The 19,015-nt window shown below is 36.8% G+C and carries 17 protein-coding genes and 1 pseudogene; 7 read left to right on the top strand and 11 right to left on the bottom strand.

Annotated features, from left to right (window positions below):
• Positions 1 to 408: 408 nt before the first annotated feature.
• A complete protein-coding gene (locus HMPREF0851_RS09185) occupies positions 409 to 918 on the bottom strand; it encodes a hypothetical protein (protein ID WP_001066468.1) in 510 nt (169 codons plus the stop codon).
• Between the two features lie 237 nt (positions 919 to 1,155).
• Here HMPREF0851_RS09185 and HMPREF0851_RS09180 point away from each other — a divergent pair, with 237 nt between their 5' ends.
• From HMPREF0851_RS09180 to rpsI, 5 genes are all read left to right on the top strand, one after another.
• Positions 1,156 to 2,040 (top strand): helix-turn-helix domain-containing protein, encoded by an 885-nt coding sequence (locus HMPREF0851_RS09180; protein ID WP_001267156.1) that lies wholly within the window; start codon positions 1,156 to 1,158, stop codon positions 2,038 to 2,040.
• A 192-nt stretch (positions 2,041 to 2,232) separates the two neighbouring features.
• Positions 2,233 to 3,126, top strand: coding sequence for an ABC transporter ATP-binding protein (locus HMPREF0851_RS09175; protein ID WP_000895301.1), 894 nt, complete (start codon positions 2,233 to 2,235; stop codon positions 3,124 to 3,126).
• On the top strand, positions 3,123 to 4,322 hold the full coding sequence (locus HMPREF0851_RS09170) for an ABC transporter permease (protein ID WP_001245369.1): 1,200 nt from the start codon (positions 3,123 to 3,125) through the stop codon (positions 4,320 to 4,322). The genes HMPREF0851_RS09175 and HMPREF0851_RS09170 overlap by 4 nt, the downstream gene beginning before the upstream one ends.
• Positions 4,323 to 4,537: 215 nt before the next feature.
• Positions 4,538 to 4,984, top strand: coding sequence for a 50S ribosomal protein L13 (gene rplM, locus HMPREF0851_RS09165; RefSeq protein WP_001044624.1), 447 nt, complete (start codon positions 4,538 to 4,540; stop codon positions 4,982 to 4,984).
• An 18-nt stretch (positions 4,985 to 5,002) separates the two neighbouring features.
• Entirely contained in the window at positions 5,003 to 5,395 is a 393-nt protein-coding gene (gene rpsI / locus HMPREF0851_RS09160) for a 30S ribosomal protein S9 (RefSeq protein ID WP_000075964.1), read from the top strand.
• 56 nt (positions 5,396 to 5,451) lie between these two features.
• On the opposite strand, the gene HMPREF0851_RS09155 is transcribed toward rpsI, so the two are convergent.
• From HMPREF0851_RS09155 to HMPREF0851_RS0103960, 9 genes are all read right to left on the bottom strand, one after another.
• The gene (locus HMPREF0851_RS09155) at positions 5,452 to 6,501 is read right to left on the bottom strand and encodes a site-specific integrase (RefSeq protein ID WP_000190808.1); all 1,050 of its coding nucleotides are present in this window, start codon (positions 6,499 to 6,501) and stop codon (positions 5,452 to 5,454) included.
• 92 nt (positions 6,502 to 6,593) lie between these two features.
• Positions 6,594 to 6,773, bottom strand: a complete 180-nt coding sequence (locus tag HMPREF0851_RS09150) for a helix-turn-helix domain-containing protein (RefSeq protein ID WP_000248036.1) — start codon at positions 6,771 to 6,773, stop codon at positions 6,594 to 6,596.
• A gap of 33 nt (positions 6,774 to 6,806) precedes the next feature.
• Positions 6,807 to 7,451, bottom strand: a complete 645-nt coding sequence (locus tag HMPREF0851_RS09145; RefSeq protein WP_000045592.1) for a replication protein — start codon at positions 7,449 to 7,451, stop codon at positions 6,807 to 6,809.
• 336 nt (positions 7,452 to 7,787) lie between these two features.
• A complete protein-coding gene (locus HMPREF0851_RS09135) occupies positions 7,788 to 8,510 on the bottom strand; it encodes a hypothetical protein (RefSeq protein ID WP_000581665.1) in 723 nt (240 codons plus the stop codon).
• 3 nt (positions 8,511 to 8,513) lie between these two features.
• Positions 8,514 to 9,065 (bottom strand): hypothetical protein, encoded by a 552-nt coding sequence (locus HMPREF0851_RS09130; protein WP_000809546.1) that lies wholly within the window; start codon positions 9,063 to 9,065, stop codon positions 8,514 to 8,516.
• Positions 9,066 to 9,075: 10 nt separating this feature from the next.
• A complete protein-coding gene (locus HMPREF0851_RS09125; RefSeq protein WP_001218420.1) occupies positions 9,076 to 9,456 on the bottom strand; it encodes a hypothetical protein in 381 nt (126 codons plus the stop codon).
• Between the two features lie 170 nt (positions 9,457 to 9,626).
• Positions 9,627 to 10,229, bottom strand: coding sequence for a hypothetical protein (locus HMPREF0851_RS09120; RefSeq protein ID WP_000760488.1), 603 nt, complete (start codon positions 10,227 to 10,229; stop codon positions 9,627 to 9,629).
• A gap of 105 nt (positions 10,230 to 10,334) precedes the next feature.
• The gene (locus HMPREF0851_RS09115) at positions 10,335 to 10,589 is read right to left on the bottom strand and encodes a hypothetical protein (RefSeq protein WP_000342115.1); all 255 of its coding nucleotides are present in this window, start codon (positions 10,587 to 10,589) and stop codon (positions 10,335 to 10,337) included.
• A 171-nt stretch (positions 10,590 to 10,760) separates the two neighbouring features.
• Positions 10,761 to 11,021 carry a hypothetical protein gene (locus HMPREF0851_RS0103960; protein ID WP_001196275.1) on the bottom strand — a complete coding sequence of 87 codons (261 nt, stop codon included), beginning with the start codon at positions 11,019 to 11,021 and terminating at the stop codon, positions 10,761 to 10,763.
• Positions 11,022 to 11,162: 141 nt separating this feature from the next.
• On the opposite strand from HMPREF0851_RS0103960, the gene HMPREF0851_RS09110 reads away from it, so the two are divergent.
• Both HMPREF0851_RS09110 and HMPREF0851_RS09105 read left to right on the top strand, forming a co-directional pair.
• Positions 11,163 to 11,483, top strand: coding sequence for a helix-turn-helix domain-containing protein (locus tag HMPREF0851_RS09110; protein WP_000111944.1), 321 nt, complete (start codon positions 11,163 to 11,165; stop codon positions 11,481 to 11,483).
• Between the two features lie 440 nt (positions 11,484 to 11,923).
• Positions 11,924 to 12,688: pseudogene (locus tag HMPREF0851_RS09105) on the top strand (IS3 family transposase); the annotation flags it as partial.
• A 121-nt stretch (positions 12,689 to 12,809) separates the two neighbouring features.
• Here HMPREF0851_RS09105 and HMPREF0851_RS09100 read toward each other — a convergent pair.
• A complete protein-coding gene (locus tag HMPREF0851_RS09100; RefSeq protein ID WP_001083128.1) occupies positions 12,810 to 18,722 on the bottom strand; it encodes a YSIRK signal domain/LPXTG anchor domain surface protein in 5,913 nt (1,970 codons plus the stop codon).
• Positions 18,723 to 19,015: the final 293 nt, after the last annotated feature.

The raw sequence follows: 19,015 nt of genomic DNA, 5'->3' as shown, positions 1-19,015 counted from the left end.
TCGTGATTGCTAAAACATCTCTAGAAATTAATTTGACTTTCCTAATCGATTTGTTCACCTTTTATTTCAATCTATTATATCTGAAATTTCAAAATACGGTTTTAAACTATCGGTTGAAGATTGTTAAGAATGAATAAAGTCAAACTACCTTTTCTTAGCATTTAATAATTTGAGTTCCTGCCCCTTAGTGATTGACATTCTTATTTTTACCCTCTCTATATATTAAATAGAGGCCAAGTAAAAAAGTCCAGTTTAAGATTGAAATGATTAACAAATTTCGAGATAAAATGTAAGGTTCGTACAATTCTCCTTCAGGTAAAAAAATAGATTGATAGGATAGACATATAATTGCGAGTAGAAATGATAGTAATATGCAGAGCTTTCCTATTATATTGGTGTTCATATGTTTTATCTATAGATTAATCTATATTCTCCTCTAATTGGTCGTTTTACAGTATATGAATTTCTGCTAAATTCTCCACCGTCGTAAAATCTAGCAATTCTAGTTCCACTTTCGACCTCATATAAAACCCTAAATCCAACGTAAGCGCTTCTTCTTGGAGGGACATTTAATGTGTAACCGACACCACTAGATATAGAGGCCTGAGCTCCGATATTAATACCTTTTACATCTCCCGATATACTTGTACCAAAAGTTTTACTTTGATTTACGGATATACTAGCACCTGCTCTTCCTGTAGTCACTGTGTAGCTAACAGGTGTATAGTTAGACCATTCTTTTCGATACCGTACATTTGTTTTTTGATAAGTAAGTCCTCCATAGCTTCGACTTTGACCTATGGTTTCTGTATTAGTATTTGTTTCATCTGCATAAATCTCGTGTGTATTGAGCAATGATAGAGCTCCTATAACAGAGAAAAGAATGATAGATTTTGCTAGCTTGTTGGTATTATTCATTTTATTTTTCCTCATTTATTCATGTATTTAATTTATGGAAGCCACGGCCAGAGTGGTTTACTAAATAACAAAACCAGAAGAGGTAAGATACTTGCTATTCTAGTTTTTGCGATGAAATGTACGATTCTCATATGATATTCCTCCTTGTTTTTTATTTATAGATAGTATACAATAAAAAATGTAAGCGTTTTTACATATGACAAGTTTTTTTGCGCCTGAAATTTTGGAGGTAAGTAGATGAGATGGGATTATTATAAGATTTTTAAAAAAATACGAGAAGATAAGCATTTATCTCAAACTCAGGTGGCAGGGAAAATGGTTAGTAGGCAGTCGGTTGCTGCATTTGAGAGCAATAAGGCGACGCCAAAATTTGAGAATATGGAATATCTCTTAAGACAAATGGATATGACTTTTGCAGAGTTTCAATATATTTGTGATTATTATCAACCTAATGAACGGATGAACATTATGATGAAATTACAAGAACTAACCACACTAATGACTAGGGAGCAAATTGAAGATCTTGTAATACAGTGTAGAAGTTACTTAAAAACATGTGATGATATACCTATTTTTAGGAGGATGCAATTATTACAGTTATATTTACAGGATGATGACAAAGAAGTTAATAATCAACTTTTAGCTGAGCAAATTTGGAAAGAATTACAAAGTTATGAAGAGTGGTATCTAGGGGATTTAACCTTATTGGTAGGAATTTTACCTTATGTCTCTATGGAAAGTGTCTTAACTTTGACTGACCAGATATTGGCGACTTTAAAACGGTATGAATCATACGTTAACATTAAGGAAGCGAGATTTACCATTCTTTCTAATCTAGCAGTAACTTTCTTGTATAATGACTATAGAGAAAAATCATTGGAACTTATTAAACTTGCTTTAAAAACGGCTCAATTAACACATAGAAGTGATTATCTTGGTTTTTGCTGGGTTTATAAGGGAATACTTCAGAAAGACTACCGATTAGTAGATAAAGGATTACTCCTTCTTGAAATGACAGATGAACTGGTTTCTTATAAAAAATGTTGTCAAGAAATTATTCGCTTTTTTCCAGAAGTCTTAGGGGAAGAAAACTTTATGAGGAAAAAGGAGTTACTCAAATAACAATTCAGGATCAAAAACTGACAGTTGAGGAGCAGAGAAGATAAATTGGGGTTTACCACTGTATAATGGATTTATCACGAAAAGTGCTCCAAGATTTTTTTACTAAAATGAGGATGATAAAAATGGACAGAAACCATTGTAAAGGCTATCAAAAAGGAGTATAATGAGTGCAAGACATTTCGGAGGTGAAAGATGCTAGAAGTAAGAAGTCTAGAGAAAAGTTTTGGGTCCAAGCAAGTTTTGTTTGGTATTGACTTTCAAGCGCGACCAGGTCGTATTTTGGGACTAGTCGGGAAAAATGGTGCCGGAAAAACAACGATTTTCCACAGTATTTTGAAGTTTTTAGAATATCAAGGAGAAATCAGTCTAGATGGTCAGGATATTCGTCAGGATACCTACGCTCGGATTGGCTATCTGCCTGAAGAACGCAGTCTCATGCCTAAATTGACAGTTCTTGAACAAGTTCGCTACTTGGCGACTCTAAAAGGCATGGATGCCAAGGAGGTCAAGGAAAAACTTCCTCAATGGATGAAGAGGTTGGAAGTGAAAGGGAAGCTGACAGATAAAATTAAGAGTCTGTCAAAAGGAAATCAGCAGAAGATTCAGCTCATCATTACTCTGATTCATGAACCAGACTTGATTATCTTGGATGAACCTTTCAGTGGATTGGACCCGGTCAATACAGAATTGCTCAAGCAAGTCATTTTTCAGGAAAAAGAGCGCGGAGCAACCATTATCTTTTCTGACCATGTCATGACCAATGTCGAGGAACTTTGTGATGATATTCTGATGATTCGAGATGGCCGTGTGGTCTTGCATGGACCAGTCCAGGATGTCCGTAATCAATACGGGAAAACGCGTCTCTTTGTTTCAAGTGAACGAAGCAAAGAAGAATTGGAAAACCTTCCTCATGTCAAACAGGTGAGCTTGACCAAGCAAGGCAGTTGGAAATTGATCTTAGAGGATGAGAGCGCTGGAAGGGAACTCTTCCCAATCTTGACTCAGGGGCAATATATCGCAACCTTTGACCAACAAGCGCCGACTATCGATGAAATCTTTAAACTAGAATCAGGGGTGGAAGTATGAGAAATATGTGGGTTGTAATCAAGGAAACCTATCTTCGACATGTCAAATCGTGGAGTTTCTTCTTTATGGTGATTTCGCCGTTCCTCTTTTTAGGAATCTCTGTAGGAATTGCGCATCTCCAAGGTTCTTCTATGGCTAAAAATAGTAAAGTGGCAGTAGTGACAACAGTTCCATCTGTAGCAGAAGGACTGAAGAATGTAAATGGTGTTAACTTTGACTATAAAGACGAAGCAAGTGCCAAAGAAGCGATTAAAGATGAGAAATTAAAAGGCTATCTGACTATTGATCAAGAAGATAGTGTTCTAAAGGCAGTTTATCATGGCGAAACATCGCTTGAAAATGGAATTAAATTTGCAGTTACAGGTACACTAAACGAACTGCAAAATCAGCTTAATCGTTCAACTGCTTCCTTGTCTCAAGAGCAAGAAAAACGCTTAGCGCAGACAATTCAATTTACAGAAAAGATTGATGAAGCCAAGGAAAATAAAAAGTTTATTCAAACAATTGCAGCAGGCGCTTTAGGATTCTTTCTTTATATGATTCTGATTACCTATGCGGGTGTGACAGCTCAGGAAGTTGCCAGTGAAAAAGGCACCAAAATTATGGAAGTCGTCTTTTCTAGCATAAGGGCTAGTCACTATTTCTATGCACGGATGATGGCTCTATTTCTAGTGATTTTAACGCATATCGGGATTTATGTTGTAGGTGGTCTGGCAGCCATTTTGCTCTTTAAAGATTTGCCATTCTTGGCTCAGTCTGGTGTTTTGGATCACTTGGGAGATGCCTTCTCACTGAATACCTTGCTCTTTATTTTGATCAGTCTCTTTATGTATGTAGTCTTGGCAGCCTTTCTAGGTTCTATGGTTTCTCGTCCTGAGGACGCAGGAAAAGCCTTGTCGCCTTTGATGATTTTGATTATGGGTGGTTTTTTTGGAGTTACAGCTCTGGGTGCAGCTGGTGACAATCTCATCTTGAAGATTGGTTCTTATATTCCCTTTATTTCGACATTCTTCATGCCATTTAGAGCTATAAATGGTTATGCAAATGGCTTAGAAGCTTGGATTTCGCTTGCGATTACGATTGCTTTTGCAGTAACTGCAACAGTCTTTATCGGGCGTATGTATGCTAGTCTCGTTTTGCAAACAGATGATTTAGGCCCTTGGAAAACCTTTAAACGTGCCTTAGCTTATAAATAGAAGAGCCTCGCGAAAGCGAGGTTTTTTAGAGATAAAAAGAGTGGAATTCAGAAAAATATTTTTCATATCTATTGACTTTTAGGGGTGAAATTTGGTATCATAGTAAGCGGTATTGTTTACCCCATTTGAAAGGCCCCGGAACCTTCCAAATACTTTTCGATGGGAAGGAACACCCATCACCGTAAACAAAAATCGAACTATATATAGGAGAAATCATGAACAAAACAACATTTATGGCTAAACCAGGCCAAGTTGAACGTAAATGGTACGTAGTTGACGCAACTGATGTACCACTTGGACGTCTTTCTGCAGTAGTTGCTAGCGTACTTCGCGGAAAAAACAAACCAACATTTACACCACACACTGATACAGGTGATTTTGTGATTGTTATCAATGCTGAAAAAGTTAAATTAACTGGTAAAAAAGCAACTGATAAAATCTACTACACTCACTCAAACCACCCAGGTGGATTGAAACAAATCTCTGCAGGTGAACTTCGTTCTAAAAATGCAGTACGTTTGATCGAGAAATCAGTTAAAGGTATGCTTCCACACAATACTCTTGGACGCGCTCAAGGTATGAAGTTGAAAGTATTTGTTGGAGCTGAGCACACTCACGCTGCACAACAACCAGAAGTTCTTGATATTTCAGGACTTATCTAAGGAAAGGAACAATAAAGTATGTCACAAGCACAATATGCAGGTACTGGACGTCGTAAAAACGCTGTTGCACGCGTTCGCCTTGTTCCAGGAACTGGTAAAATCACTGTTAACAAAAAAGATGTTGAAGAGTACATCCCACACGCTGACCTTCGTCTTGTAATCAACCAACCATTCGCAGTTACTTCAACTGCAGGTTCATACGACGTTTTCGTTAACGTTGTAGGTGGTGGATACGCTGGTCAATCAGGAGCTATCCGTCACGGTATCGCTCGTGCCCTTCTTCAAGTAGACCCAGACTTCCGCGATTCATTGAAACGCGCAGGACTTCTTACACGTGACTCACGTAAAGTTGAACGTAAGAAACCAGGTCTTAAGAAAGCTCGTAAAGCATCACAATTCTCAAAACGTTAATCAATACCTTATTATACCAACGATTATGGCACCTTTTTGGTGTCAGTTGGTGTTAATTATATTGATAAGTCGTTTAAGAGACTTAAAGCATCAGCATCTTGCTGGTGCTTTTTTTCTGGCATCAGTTCAAGATAATAGTTCTGTGTAGTTAGAATTGAATTGTGTCCGAGCCTGCGAGAAATATAATCTAGGCTAATGTCTTTTGAAAAAAGAAAAGAAGCGTGAGTGTCACGCAAACCATGAAAAGTTGTTTTGCTCAGGTCTAGTTTCTTCAAAAGTTTTTGGAGTTGGCTTGCTTGTCTGAATCCGTTCCAGTCGAAGATATAATTCTCTTTTTTATTTGCTAGAGACATTAGAGCGAAGTAGATATCTTGGTTGATAGAAATATCCCGTTTTGAGTGTTTTGTTTTTAGTTGAGTATCATCACTAATAGGACTGATTGACCTGCGTATATTGATACCATACTCAAAAATATCTTCTTTCTTCAATCCAAGTAGTTCACCTCGCCTTGCACCAGTTTCTAAGGCAAGAAGTACAAGAATATTGAACTCGTCCTCTTCTTGGTGGTCGAGGCAATATTTTCTGAGTTCCCTAAACTCAGTTACTGATAGAGGGACATTACGCTTAGGTTGTTCTTGACCTCTTGCTTTTAAGAGTGAACCAAAGTCATTTGTAATCAATCCTTTAGAGTATGCGTATTTGAGTGAACCTCTGATTTTTAAAACAAGTTCTTTGGTTGTCTTTTTGGAGTGAGTTTCAGCGTATTTATCAAGCTTTTTCTGCATGACTAAATCATCCAAGTGTTTTAGTCGCATTCCCTCAAACAGTTCGTCCACGATTACAAGAGTTCGCTTATAATTGACGAAAGTAGCTTCACGAACCTCATTCTGTTTTACAGAGTTAACCCAGTTACGATAAAAGTCAGTAAATAGGGTAGAGCGTTCAGCAATATCTTTCCCTCGTCCTTTTTCGAGTTCCATTTCAAGAGCCCATAATTCAGCGTCTTGTTTGTTAGAAAATGTTTTGGTTTCTCGTTTGTATTGTCCTTTCTTGTAGAGTGATACAGTTGCACGGAAAGAATTTCCACGTTTCGCAATAGTTGCCATTTTATCAGCCTTTCTATATGAAAAATGATTGATAAAATAGACTAGTCACATACAGCATATATGAAAAATCTCATTTTATCAATCGTTATCCATTAATCACAGTGAGATTCAATGAATCTTATAAGTTTAGATTTCAGGTAGCGTTCCTGCTTACCAATCATAAAACATTGAAAATCAGGATGATTTCTGATGTACTTGTCAAAAGATTTTGGGTCAATGCCAAGTAGTTCAGAAGCTTGTTGTCTTGTTAATAGTAATGGCTGATTAACCATAATTTACCTCTTTCTATGATATAATGAGAGGTATCAGGAGATACCATCTTCTGTGCTATCCTCATCAGACCTGCTCGCCAAAGTTTGCTCTGATGAGGTTTTTGCTTTGTTTTGGGGATTGTGACGTCTTGAGTCTAAAAATTTTGTGAAAAAATAAGTCCGCTCAATGATTAGACCGAGTAGAGAATTATCATTAAATCTAGCATACCGTACTAAATCTTCAAACTCTGTAAAATTATTTTCAGTAATAACATCAATAACTGTTTCTAAAAATAGACCCGAATTGTGCTCAATCAGAAATTTATCCAATTCAAAGCCACAACCACTTTCTATTTCTTCGATATTATAAAGTGTCTTATCAGGATTTTCTGCGTGTGTGAAATAATCATACATACCTTTTGGGGACATGACTATTTCAACGTGAGCAGGTGTATTCAACTTTTCTGTTAGGAGTTCGGAAACTTGAGAATAGCTTTTAAGCGATTCAAAGAACAATGCTCCGTGCTTATGAGCCTTTTTGAACTCTCCAGTTTCCTTGTCGACATCTTTATCATGCCAAGGGCTCAAGACAAATGGGATGTGCATTTCTTCAAGAATATCAAGGTAGTTTTCAGGAGCACTATCTTGATAAAGCAAGAATGCCCACTTATTTGAACGTTTCTCTTTAGATTTTGACATTTTAGCTTCTTCCTTTTTTGATTATTGATTATTGATTCATTGGGGGTCGTAGTAACCCCAATGAATCTTCTCTTGGGGCGTTGCCCCACAAACCCCAGCCTCTCCTGCCCGATGATAAATCATCGAACCAAGAACGCTTGCCAGCTAACAAGGGACGGGTAGTATTTTTCTTCGCTTCACTCCTTGCCTTCGGCATCGTTACGCTTGAAAAATCTCCACCCTCTAGCCCTTGCAAGCAGTCATTTTTCTGCTAATGAAGTCGTGCCGACACTATACCGATGATGTAACTTCAAAACAAGCTTACTGTCGTACCTAACAAGTGTAGCAGAAAAAACGCTAGTTATATCTTGAAAATAGCTCCTGCATCCGTTGATTTAACCGTTCCTCGTCCCTTACTTGAATCGTACGAAACATCTTGACAGGTTCCCCCTCTAGCTGAAAATATCCATATCCTCTAGGTTTTACTACAACTTCATCTTTTTCCATATCAGGAAAAAGGAGTTGCCTGTTATTCGTAGACATGAGAAAACTAGTAGATAATGAAATTATACAGTTGAAGTTATACCGACCTGGTAAATCTACCATTAAGAACCGCTGACTAGACAGAATAATTCGTAAACCTAGACTTCTACCCATACTATTCATCATCAACATTTTTGATAAAATATCTTTATGTTTCTTCTTATCAGTCTGTTCTAGATAAGCTAGGAAAGCTTGCCACTCATCAAAAATCAGGTAAAGATTATGCGAGTTTTGTTCTTGCTTATCAAGTCTAGCTTCAAAACGTTTGTAGACTGTTTCAAAAAGTTCTAAACAGTTAAAACCTCTTGCGACATGGTCACTAGTCATTGGAAACATTTCTTCATCTGCTTTAAAGTCCATGAAATAAGCTTCAGCATCTGTATCATAAAATGAAATGAGACCGATAATTCTTCTTAAAAACGTACTCTTCCCCGAGCCTGATGGGCCTGCAACGACTAAGGCATAGTGTCGGTCTATATCAATAGAAACAGGAGTGGGTTGACCTCTGTTGTTGACCTCAAAAACATTATGAATCATGTTCTAAAAGTCCTCCTCCGTATGCTGGTTTTGATTTAGCATTTCATTGGCAGAAATCAACCGAACTTTAATAGCAAGGAACGGGTCGTGTTTTGCAACACTAACAACACAATCAACAGAGCCGTTAGACATCATTTTGACAGTTTGCCTTGCTTTTATTTCGAAATCTGCTAGTTCTTGACCGCTAACTGCTTTTTCAAGATGAATGTAGAAGATACCTTGAGTAATATCAGGGAATTCTACACCTTGAGTAAATTGAAGGGTAGCGATTGGAAGTTCATTAACACCTGTTTCAGTTAGCCAATGATAGATATTAGCATACAGAGGGTTTGCAGGTACTTGTTTGCTTTGTTTATAGCTATTCCACATCATAGAGAATGCTTCTCCCTCTGTAAATACCCCGATTAACAGCAACCCACTTAAGATAAAAGGTAAAATCCAAGATAGTAGCTTATAAAAGGCAAATACAGATACTATAATAGCTAAAGCTATAAGTAGTTGGAAGTACCATTTTAGAGAAGTGATTTTTTCAAGTATTTGTTTAATTTGTTTCATAAGTTTCCCCTTAAATTACTGAAATATCTGATAGTTCGAGGACAAGGGACAAACCGATAGGCTGCTTGAACTTGTCGAAGACAAAGGCAACCTCATACTCTGGAAAGGTAAGTTCTTTACCGATTAGAGGAGTTAAGTCTTCTCCTCTATATCCCTTTAATTTGACCTTAAAGGTTGGACAATATTGTTCTTGTCCGATACTTTCGAACTTTTGGAACAGTGTAGGGTCAACAACTGTTAAACTTGCGTAAGGGAATTCATTTTCTTTTCCCTCATTTATTACACCAGTTGTATAGTCAACTGTTTGAATGGATTTAGGAACAGTTGTTTCCCTCGTGATTTGTTTAGCGAAATCTTTAGAAGAATCGCTGACTCCGATTGATAATGCCATTTGCTTTTACCTTTGCCTTTCTGAGGAGATTTCCGCCTAATCGTTACCTCAAACATATGTAATAGGACGGTCTATGTATCTTTATGAATTTATTATCTCAAAATAGGTAAGTCAAAAAATCACACTTCAAAAAAATAAAATAAAAAAAGACAGATTTTTCTCTGTCTCTATTATCTTATTGGCTTTGCACTCTTTAAAGCTTCTTTATAAAATTTTTCTTTAAAATTCTTTTTAGTTATTGATTTATCCGAATTGTAATATGCCAAATTAACTACTGAATTAATAAAGTGACTCTGCAATTTCTTATTATTATAGCCTAAGTCAGATTCAATAGAATCAATTAAAATTTTTAAGAATTTTTCACTTGTGACTGTATTATAGACAAATTCATCATTGATTTTATCTAAAGATAAGAGCTTTTCAATAAAACTACTAGAATAGGTTGTTCCATTTTTCTTTCTTGGAAAACCTATTGAATCTTTATCAAAATCTGAGAGTGTTTTATATATATTTTCATCTAATAGTTTTCTCTTTTTTCTTGACATACTTTTTTCTTGCTCATAATGTAAGTAATTGGAAAATTCATAATTGCTAATATAGAGCAACACTCTCCGAATTTTGTGCAAGTCCGATAAATATTGAAATTCAGATTGATTCAATAGATTGTTTACCATATATTTCTTATTATCAATCTCGATAATTATGTCAGACATAGCAAAATATGAAGAAAGTAGTTTACGTTTTGTAGAGTATAAACTGTTATATTTTTTCATATGAAAATCCTCCTAAAGGTATAATATCAAAAAATTTCTTTGAATAACTCACACTTTTAAATAAAAAATATAAAAAAGCAACTCTATAAATTAGAATTGCTATAATTAATGAGCTATTTTTATAACTTTGCCATCAAAATCAGCTACTACATTAAGAAACATATTTTTGTAGGAGTTTCCCCATTTTTCTTCTGGTGTACCTTTTTCTATTTTACGATACCTATCAAGATAAATGTAATCTGTAAAATCGTTATAATAGGTTTCAAAATATTCATAGGTATTTCCTTTATATTCTATTGTGTTTTTAAAGTCTTTTCTGGTTAACTCTTCTAATATATGGTTGCCATTTTTATCATCCAAAGTAATGGATTCTTTGTATTCGAAATCTACATTGTGTAGAGTTACTATCTCTCTTTTTTGTAAGTATGATTTTTTGAAAAGAAACCGCTATTGCTTAATAAAATTATTACTAACAGGAGAGTGGTAAGGATAGCTCCTAAAATTATACCGATGGGAAAAAGTGGCTTTTCTCTAATTATTATCATGGTTTTTCTGCTCTCTATTTTTTAGAAACTCTATTAGGTATTTTATAAGATAGAAACCTAGGATTGCAACTAAGACAAATCCAAGCAACCATAGGGCGATTGTGAGTAATCCTGATAATAACGATATAATACCACTTATAATCGAATCTCTGAATAAGTAGACTATTACTATTGGAACTAAAATTGCGCCACACCCACACCCAGCACATCCTGGCTCGTCTGCGACTTCTTGAATAAGTAATGCCATTTAAATTAAACCTCCTTATTTTATATCCTATCACAAAATTATTTAATTGTAAATATAAAATAAAAAATATATACAATATTGCATATATCTTTTTACCAACTATTTATACAATAGTTAAAAAAGAGTAAAAGGGGATTTTTAGTGTCTGTAAAAAAATTATCTATCGGTTCTCAAATTAAGAGTTATCGTATAAAATTGAAACTTACGCAACAAGAACTTGCTGAGCGAAGCGAACTAAGTCTTCCCTTTATGAACCTTGTTGAAAATGATAAGAGAAATTTATCTGTTGAAACTTTACTAAAAATACTTGACGGCTTAGAAATTTCTCCTTCAGAGTTCTTCCTTCCTTTTTCTGAAGATATTAGTCCAGACTTATCAGAGTTAGTAGGTAAGCTACAGACAAATCAAAATTCAGACAAATATATAAATATATTTAATAACATTCTGGATATACCTAATTGAAACTGATGCAATTTTAAGTGAGAAAGAATAATTAGAAATTGATGTAGGCTTAAGTATAAAATTTGCTCTGATTGAATGGATAATCTTTGATGAATGAAAAACTATCTCGAAATCGAGATAGCTGACTAGTCTATTTTACGGTGTTAATTGGTGTTAATTTTATCCAGAGCGGAGGATTTTAATCCATTTTCATGGAAATTTCAAGTTCTAAAATGTTGATATAGAGGGATTTGTTTAGATAGAGTATCCATAGTTTATAGTATAAAAATTCTCAAAACGTTAATCAATACGATTATATCAACGTTTCAAAGCACTTTGCAAAAATTTTGCAAAGTGCTTTTTTGTCGATTTTTGAGCTCAAATAGCTTTGTGATAACCTTCTGATAACCTCTTCTAAATTTTTAAAATCATGATTTATTTTGCTTTATTGAGATAGTCTGCTGAAACAGCTAGACAAACCAGATAAGGATCAAAAGCTTAAAACTGAAATTCAAGCTATTTTTACCGAACACAAAGGAAATTACGGATATCGTCGGATTCATTTAGAATTAAGAAATCGTGGTTATGTGGTCAATCATAAAAGAGTTCAACGCTTGATGAAAGTGCTCAATTTACAAGCTAGAATCCGCAAGAAACGCAAGTATTCTTCTCATAAAGGAGATGTTGGCAAGAAAGCAGACAACCTTATTCAACGCCAATTTGAAGCAGCTAAACCAATGGAAAAGTGCTACACAGATGTGACAGAATTTACCATTCCAGCAAGTACTCAAAAGCTTTACTTATCTCCAGTTTTAGATGGTTTTAACAGCGAAATCATCGCTTATAATCTTTCTTGTTCGCCTAATTTAGAACAAGTAAAAACGATGTTGGAACAGGCATTTACAGAGAAATACTATGAAAATACCATTTTACACAGCGACCAAGGTTGGCAATACCAACACGATTTTTATCACAGGTTTTTAGAGAGTAAGGGAATTCAAGCATCTATGTCACGCAAGGGTAACAGCCCAGACAATGGCATGATGGAATCCTTCTTTGGGATTTTGAAATCGGAAATGTTTTACGGTTATGAGAAGTCGTTTCAGTCGCTTAAGCAATTGGAACAAGCTATTGTAGACTATATTGATTACTACAACAATAAACGAATTAAGGTAAAACTAAAAGGACTTAGCCCTGTGCAATACAGAACTAAATCCTTCGGATAAATTAATTGTCTAACTTTTTGGGGTCAGTACACTCCGTTGCTTTTTTTGAAGACAAGAGACTATTGTCCCAGACTCTTGGGGGGAACTAGAATCATTGAAAAGAATTAAGTAAAGATTTTAATTAGTCTTTGAAATTCTTTTGGAAGATGAGTAGAGACAATACTGAAGTAATAGCAGCCAAGAATAAGAAGGCATTTGCTTCTTGTTCTCCAGTTTCTGGGAGTTGTTTTTCCTTTTCTTGTTTAACTGTAGTAGCAACAGGTGCTTTTTCATCTTTTCTTGGTGAATCTTCTGTTATAACTGCAGGAGCTGGTTTTTCAGTTTCTCTAGGTAGAACATACTCAGGGAGAGTTACAACTGGTGGAGTATCTGTTCCTACAGAACTTTGTTTAGTTCCGACTTCAATCACTCGATCTAGAGCTGGAGTTAATTTGGTTTGGACTACCTTGCGATTGCTACCATCTATTTCGACGTACTCAACTAACAAACCGTCTTTCCCTTCTGCTAGAACTTGTTCTTTCCCTTTGTCTAGTTGTGGATTTTCGCGACGGATAGTCTTGAATGGTACTATCTTCTTGACAATATCTAAACTTGGGAGCTGGAAGACAAGGTCTTTAACCCCTTCTTCAGGACTTGAAGAAGTAATTGGTTTTTCAGGTTCTTTTGGTAGAAGGTACTCAGGAAGAGTCACAACTGGTGGAGTATCTGTTCCTACAGAGTTTTGTTTCGTTCCAACTTCAATCACTCGGTCTAGAGCTGGAGTTGATTCAGTTTGAACTACCTTGCGATTGCTGCCATCTACTTCGATATACTCGATTATAGCACCATCTTTCCCTTCTGCTAGAACTTGTTCTTTCCCGTTGTCTAATTGTGGATTTTCGCGACGGATAGTCTTGAATGGTACTGCTTTCTTAACAATATCCAAACTTGGGAGTTGGAAGACAAGCTTTTTAACCCCTTCTTCAGGATTTGAAGAAGTAATTGGTTTTTCAGGCTGTTTTGGTTCAACTGGTTGTTCTGGCTGGCTAGGTTGCAATTGCTTGATTTGTTCAAGGGCGTTGTTGAGGGCTTTGTTGACGTCTTCTTGAGTATTCGCTTCTTGGATAGCTGCGATTGCTTTATCAGTAATTTCAACTAATTTTTTCTTAGCATCGTTGTTAGTACCGAGTTCAGCCACTTTTTTCTCGATAGCTTCAGTCAAGCTAGCCATAGCCTTATCATAATTGATTTCAGGCTGTTCCGGTTGTTTTGGTTCAACTGGTTGTTCTGGGCTTGTTTCGTCTCCAGGTTTTTGGTAATTTTCATCTTTGCTAAGAATATCTTGCAAAGCAGTGACTGTTGACATCAAATCTTGTATATTTACCGTATCAGAAATTAATTGTGCAGTGAGTTTATCAAGATTAGACTTAAACGCTTGGCGTGCAGTTGCAGTATCTTTCAATCCAGCAGGATCAAAATTAGACAAGTCTTCCTTCCATTTAGAGATAGATTGAAGGATTTCTGCTTTGCTGTATAGCTCGCTACCTTCGCCTTTTGTAATGAATTGATCCACTTGCATACCAATATTTTTGGTTAAATCATTCTTGTCAGGGTCTAGTTGGAGAGTTACTGCGTGCAAGTTTTCATCAAGTCCTTTTAGGCTGACTAGAGTCTGGTCACCTTGGCGTTGGGTAGCGTGACCGCTAAAGTATTTCTTGCCATCAATAGTGGATGCATTTCCCATTCCATCTTGATAGGTGACTTCCTTACCGTCAAGAAATACTTTATAGACACCATGACCTGGGTCAACAAATCCTTTGATTTCTAATCCTGTACCATAGAAATAAGCAGTCACAGTTGTCTTTTTCTTCTGATCCTCTGTCAGATGTCCAAATGATACCCATGATTCAGTGTTTTGGTATTTGCCAGAAGAGTTGGTTTCGTGTCTCCAGCCAGGACTGTAATCTAATTGGCTAGCCTGGTCGTCGTAATTTATCTGATTCGTCTTCAATAAATCAGCCTTCATTACTCGAATAGTTGCGTCGGTAGCAAAACCGAGTAGGGCACCATCAGACGCAGAAGTGAGTTTGGCTTTGAAGTCAAAGATTGAGTCAGCTTGTTCGGTGAAATCGATAGTTGGAATGGTAACAGTTTTCTCTGTTTCACCATCTGCAAAGGTCACATCTTGAGTTGTATCTTGGTAAACCTTACCGTGAACACCTGTTCCAGGTTCTGTAATGAAGCGAACGGTAGTAGCTCCCTTGCTTCCACCAACACGCTTAATTGTAACAGTAATAGGTTTTCCTTTTTCGACATCGTAAGAAGTTGCTTCAAGCTCAAACATACCCTTGCTGTTATTGTTTAGAGTGTAGATTCCTTCTGTAGCAATTGGTTCACCTGTTTTGTTAACGAGAGTAATAGTGTGATCTCCAGGCGCTAAATCACCAGTTTCGTAAACTTTTTGGCTACGTTTACGGCTACTGTTCTTGGTTTGTACATCTGCGACTTTTTGACCATCCACGTATACAGACATTTCACCATGGTTTGGATCTACGGTTGATACAACATAAGCCTTGGTTCCTGTGAAACGGTAGGTGACTTTGGCATCTTTCTTGTTGGTCCACATAGAAGTACCGCGGATACCTTCTGATTCGTTGTACCAAGTTGTACCTTCCTTGTCAGCCGTTGTATTTGAGTGGTATTCTAGTCCAAGAGGATATCCATCATTCTTTTCGATAGTGCTCGGAGTTTTATAGACTGAGAAGTTGGTTAGGATTGGTGTGGCTTGTGAGCCAGTAATCGTAACTCGGATTTTTTGTGCTTCTACAGGTTGACCCTGGATCAAACGACGATAGCCTACGGTTGAACCTTCACCATATGGAACCCAACGTCCGTTGATTTCGACTTCAATCTTGAATCCAGAAATACGTTGTCCTTTGGCAATATCTTCCTTGAGTTCTACGACGTCAAAGCGTCTCTTTTGTCCTAAATCAACTGTGAAACTACCAGTTGTAGCATCATTTGAAAGTGCCCAGCTAGTATCATCTTTACCGTCTGTAAGGTGGCTTTCTTTGTAGAGATGGTTCTGACGAGTAGAACTTGCTGTTACAGTTGCTCCTTTGGCAAAGTCAGTCGCATACATTTGATCTAGAGTCGCTTTGAATTCTTTCAAGCGAGCCACGTCAGCATCTGCGAATTTACCTTCTTTGTTTGGTGGAATGTTGAGAAGAAGTGGCGTTCCACGACCAACAGACTTGAAGTAGATATCCATCAATTCTTTGAGGGATTTTGGTTGCTGGTTATCGTGGTAGAACCAGCCAGAGCGGATGGAAACATCTGCTTCTCCTACAGAGTACATATCTCCGTCAGGGTCACCGTGGTTAAGGTATTCGTTCTTAACATTTTCGGTGATGTTTGCTTTCTTGACCTTATGCCATACAGGGTCACCAGCGATACCACGCTCATTTCCAATCCAACGGATACTTGTTGGTTCGGCAGAGAAGATAGCGATATCTCCCTCAGCTTCCTTGATGTATTTGAACCACTCATCAAAAGTGTAGGTTACTTTTTGGGCACCGCTACCGCGTGCTCCATCCATCCAGACTTCGATAAATTTACCCTTATTACCGTATTTTGGATTACCAAGGATTTCTTTTAGTTGATTGAGGTAGTATTCGTTGTATTCTTTTTGAGTAGCTACCTTATATTTAGGGCTATTAACATCCCATGGTGATAGGTAAACACCCATGTTCATATCGTATTTAGTAGCCGATTTAGAGATTTCTTCTAAAAGGTCACCCTTTCCATCTTTCCATGGACTTGCAGCTACGGTATGATTTGTATATTTAGATGGGTAAATAACGAAACCATCGTGGTGTTTGACAACCATAATAGTTCGTTTAAAACCAGTTTCCTTTAGAGTACGGATCCATTGATCTGTATCTAAGTTAGTTGGATTGAAGTTTTTAGGGTCTTCATTTCCATGTCCCCATTCAGAATTAGTATAAGTATTCATACCATAGTGGATGAAGGCAGCTAATTCTTCCTTGTGATAATCAAGTTGAGCCTTGCTTGGAAGCGGGCCGTGATTTCTGATTTCTGTTTCTTTATCTTCTGGATGAGCAGCAGGTAAAACATTTGAAGTCGGATTAGAGCTATCAGAGATTTTTTCGTATTCAAAGACGACATCATTCACACCCTTGTGCTGGATGCTGGCTTCTAAGCGTGGAGTGATTGCGCGGTAGCCTGCGATTTCTTTTGCTTCAAAAATATTTACAAAGGAAACATCGTATTCTTTTCCGTCATTATTATCAGTAACAACATCTGCTAATTCTTGCCCTGAGTCTTTCAAACGATAATGAATGGCAAATGAACCTTTATTCACTTTATAAACCACCTTGATGACCCGTGTTCCTGGAGCTGTTTTGCTGACGACGTTGTAGGTCCACTCATCTTTGAGTTGTTTGTTGATTTCGACACCATCAATAGAGACAATCTGGTATTTCTCTTGATTTTTTGTATAGAAGTCGGTCTTAGCGATTTCTTTTTTGAAGTCATAGTCAAAAGCTGTTCCAACTTCAGTCTTTTCAACAAAAATATCATCAGTTTTGATTGGATTACCAGTTTCATCTACGTGTTGAACAACTACACGTCCGTAATCGATTCCTTTAATGAGTGTCGCAACACCATTTTCATCGAAAGAATATTGATTTTCACCAATAACAGCAGTTTTATTTCTGAACATTTCTCCTTCAGGAGTAAAGTAATATCGTTTCCCGTTATCACCTTGGTACCAACCTTTGACACCATATTTTGCGATAATATCTTTTACCCATTTGACTTGCTCAGGTGAGAGGACGATCCCACCACCGAAACGGTCTTTGTCAGGGATGCCGTTTTCAATTGTGCCGTGTTGGTGAACACCGACTACTTTACCATCACCGTTGATAATACCAGCACCTGAAAGGCCTGAAACAGAAGTCATATGATAGGTAATGCCTTTTGAGCCTTTATCATCATACTTATCAACAGACTTCACAACACCATCTACCTTGTAAAGTTGACCAGCGACAATTGGTTTTTTGAGCTCTGGTGAGCTTGAATCATTCGGATATCCAATCGTGCTAACAGGATCTCCTGGTTGATAGGTTTTATTTTCTGCCAAGGGAATAAAGGTAGCAGCTTTATTTGGACTAGCGATTTGAAGAGGAACAGGTGCTACAACAGCAGCCAAGTCATTTTGATATCCTTTTCCAAATTCTTTCTTGTTCCAAAAATGAATATCTTCTTCTTTGAAAAGAGTAGTATTACCCGTTACAGGTTGAGAATTGCGAACAGCAGAATTAGAACCGAGGTTATAGTAAAACTTAGCAGAATCTCCACCTCGAATATGTCCTTCTTTTGTATCACGGTCTGATTCTAAAAAGTTGTGAGCGACAGTCAAGATGACATTTGGCGCCACAAAAATACCAGAACCAGACACGATATAGCGTTGGGAAGCACCATTGTAAATAGTGTAAATCATACTAGCAGCAGTAGCAGGTTGTCCTTCATAAGGGACGTGCTTCAAATCTAGACCACCGTTGATGATCGCACGATTACCATTTTCAGCTTCTTTTGGAAGTTCTTCCTTGTTTTTTAGAATGCTTTCTGTCTCAACTTTAGGACTATCCTTCTTGTCTACGATTGCTGAAGTATCTATGTTTTTTACGGGCGTGTCAGGATAAGCTTGATCGTGGATTTCTTCAGGAAGTAAGTCAGTAGTCTTAGTATCTGCTACAGATTTTTCTTCTGCTGGTTTAACAGTTTTCTCTGCTTGCTCTGATTTTTGAGGTGTAGAGGTTACAGGACTTTCATTTTTAACTTCTGGTTTAGTTTTTTCAGCCTCGACCAATTTTTCTACGTTTGGTTGAGAACTTGTAGCTTCAATTTTTGCTTCGTCAGCTAGTGCTGTTCCAGATGCAAAAAAAGCGAGTCCAACCATAACCGAAGCAACTCCAACGGTTAATTTTCTGATGCTAAAAGTTTGCCCTTTTTCAAAAAGGTATCGATTCATAATGTACTCCTAGTTTGAATAAAGACAGTCAGCTACTGTCTGAGCCCAAGTATGACTTGGAAACGATTTTCTTTAATGATAGTTAATTTGTGCAATAGTTTGAGTATAACCTTCCTCCTATTTAAGCGTTTTCATCTTAAGATAAAAAAATTTAAATTGCTATCTTAATCTTTAAAATGACCTAAAAACATTAACATGACAAATATACTAAATTATTCCAAGAAATGCAATAGAGAAATGTAAGAAAGTCCAATTAATTTAAAGAAAATCCATCCTGCTATTTTGTGGAACAT

The organism is Streptococcus sp. M334 (assembly GCF_000187745.1).
Taxonomy (GTDB): Bacteria; Bacillota; Bacilli; order Lactobacillales; family Streptococcaceae; genus Streptococcus.
The sequence above is the reverse complement of the archived record's forward strand: the minus strand, read 5'-3'. Positions and strand labels throughout refer to the sequence as shown.

What these genes read in the sequence shown, in the direction of transcription:
- HMPREF0851_RS09185 (WP_001066468.1), bottom strand. Translation starts at nt 918, where the DNA reads ATGAATAATACCAACAAGCTAGCAAAATCTATCATTCTTTTCTCTGTT.
- HMPREF0851_RS09120 (WP_000760488.1), bottom strand. Translation starts at nt 10,229, where the DNA reads ATGAAAAAATATAACAGTTTATACTCTACAAAACGTAAACTACTTTCT.
- HMPREF0851_RS09125 (WP_001218420.1), bottom strand. Translation starts at nt 9,456, where the DNA reads ATGGCATTATCAATCGGAGTCAGCGATTCTTCTAAAGATTTCGCTAAA.
- HMPREF0851_RS09155 (WP_000190808.1), bottom strand. Translation starts at nt 6,501, where the DNA reads ATGGCAACTATTGCGAAACGTGGAAATTCTTTCCGTGCAACTGTATCA.
- rplM (WP_001044624.1), top strand. Translation starts at nt 4,538, where the DNA reads ATGAACAAAACAACATTTATGGCTAAACCAGGCCAAGTTGAACGTAAA.
- rpsI (WP_000075964.1), top strand. Translation starts at nt 5,003, where the DNA reads ATGTCACAAGCACAATATGCAGGTACTGGACGTCGTAAAAACGCTGTT.
- HMPREF0851_RS09180 (WP_001267156.1), top strand. Translation starts at nt 1,156, where the DNA reads ATGAGATGGGATTATTATAAGATTTTTAAAAAAATACGAGAAGATAAG.
- HMPREF0851_RS09145 (WP_000045592.1), bottom strand. Translation starts at nt 7,451, where the DNA reads ATGTCAAAATCTAAAGAGAAACGTTCAAATAAGTGGGCATTCTTGCTT.
- HMPREF0851_RS09175 (WP_000895301.1), top strand. Translation starts at nt 2,233, where the DNA reads ATGCTAGAAGTAAGAAGTCTAGAGAAAAGTTTTGGGTCCAAGCAAGTT.
- HMPREF0851_RS09135 (WP_000581665.1), bottom strand. Translation starts at nt 8,510, where the DNA reads ATGATTCATAATGTTTTTGAGGTCAACAACAGAGGTCAACCCACTCCT.
- HMPREF0851_RS0103960 (WP_001196275.1), bottom strand. Translation starts at nt 11,021, where the DNA reads ATGGCATTACTTATTCAAGAAGTCGCAGACGAGCCAGGATGTGCTGGG.
- HMPREF0851_RS09100 (WP_001083128.1), bottom strand. Translation starts at nt 18,722, where the DNA reads ATGAATCGATACCTTTTTGAAAAAGGGCAAACTTTTAGCATCAGAAAA.
- HMPREF0851_RS09170 (WP_001245369.1), top strand. Translation starts at nt 3,123, where the DNA reads ATGAGAAATATGTGGGTTGTAATCAAGGAAACCTATCTTCGACATGTC.
- HMPREF0851_RS09150 (WP_000248036.1), bottom strand. Translation starts at nt 6,773, where the DNA reads ATGGTTAATCAGCCATTACTATTAACAAGACAACAAGCTTCTGAACTA.
- HMPREF0851_RS09130 (WP_000809546.1), bottom strand. Translation starts at nt 9,065, where the DNA reads ATGAAACAAATTAAACAAATACTTGAAAAAATCACTTCTCTAAAATGG.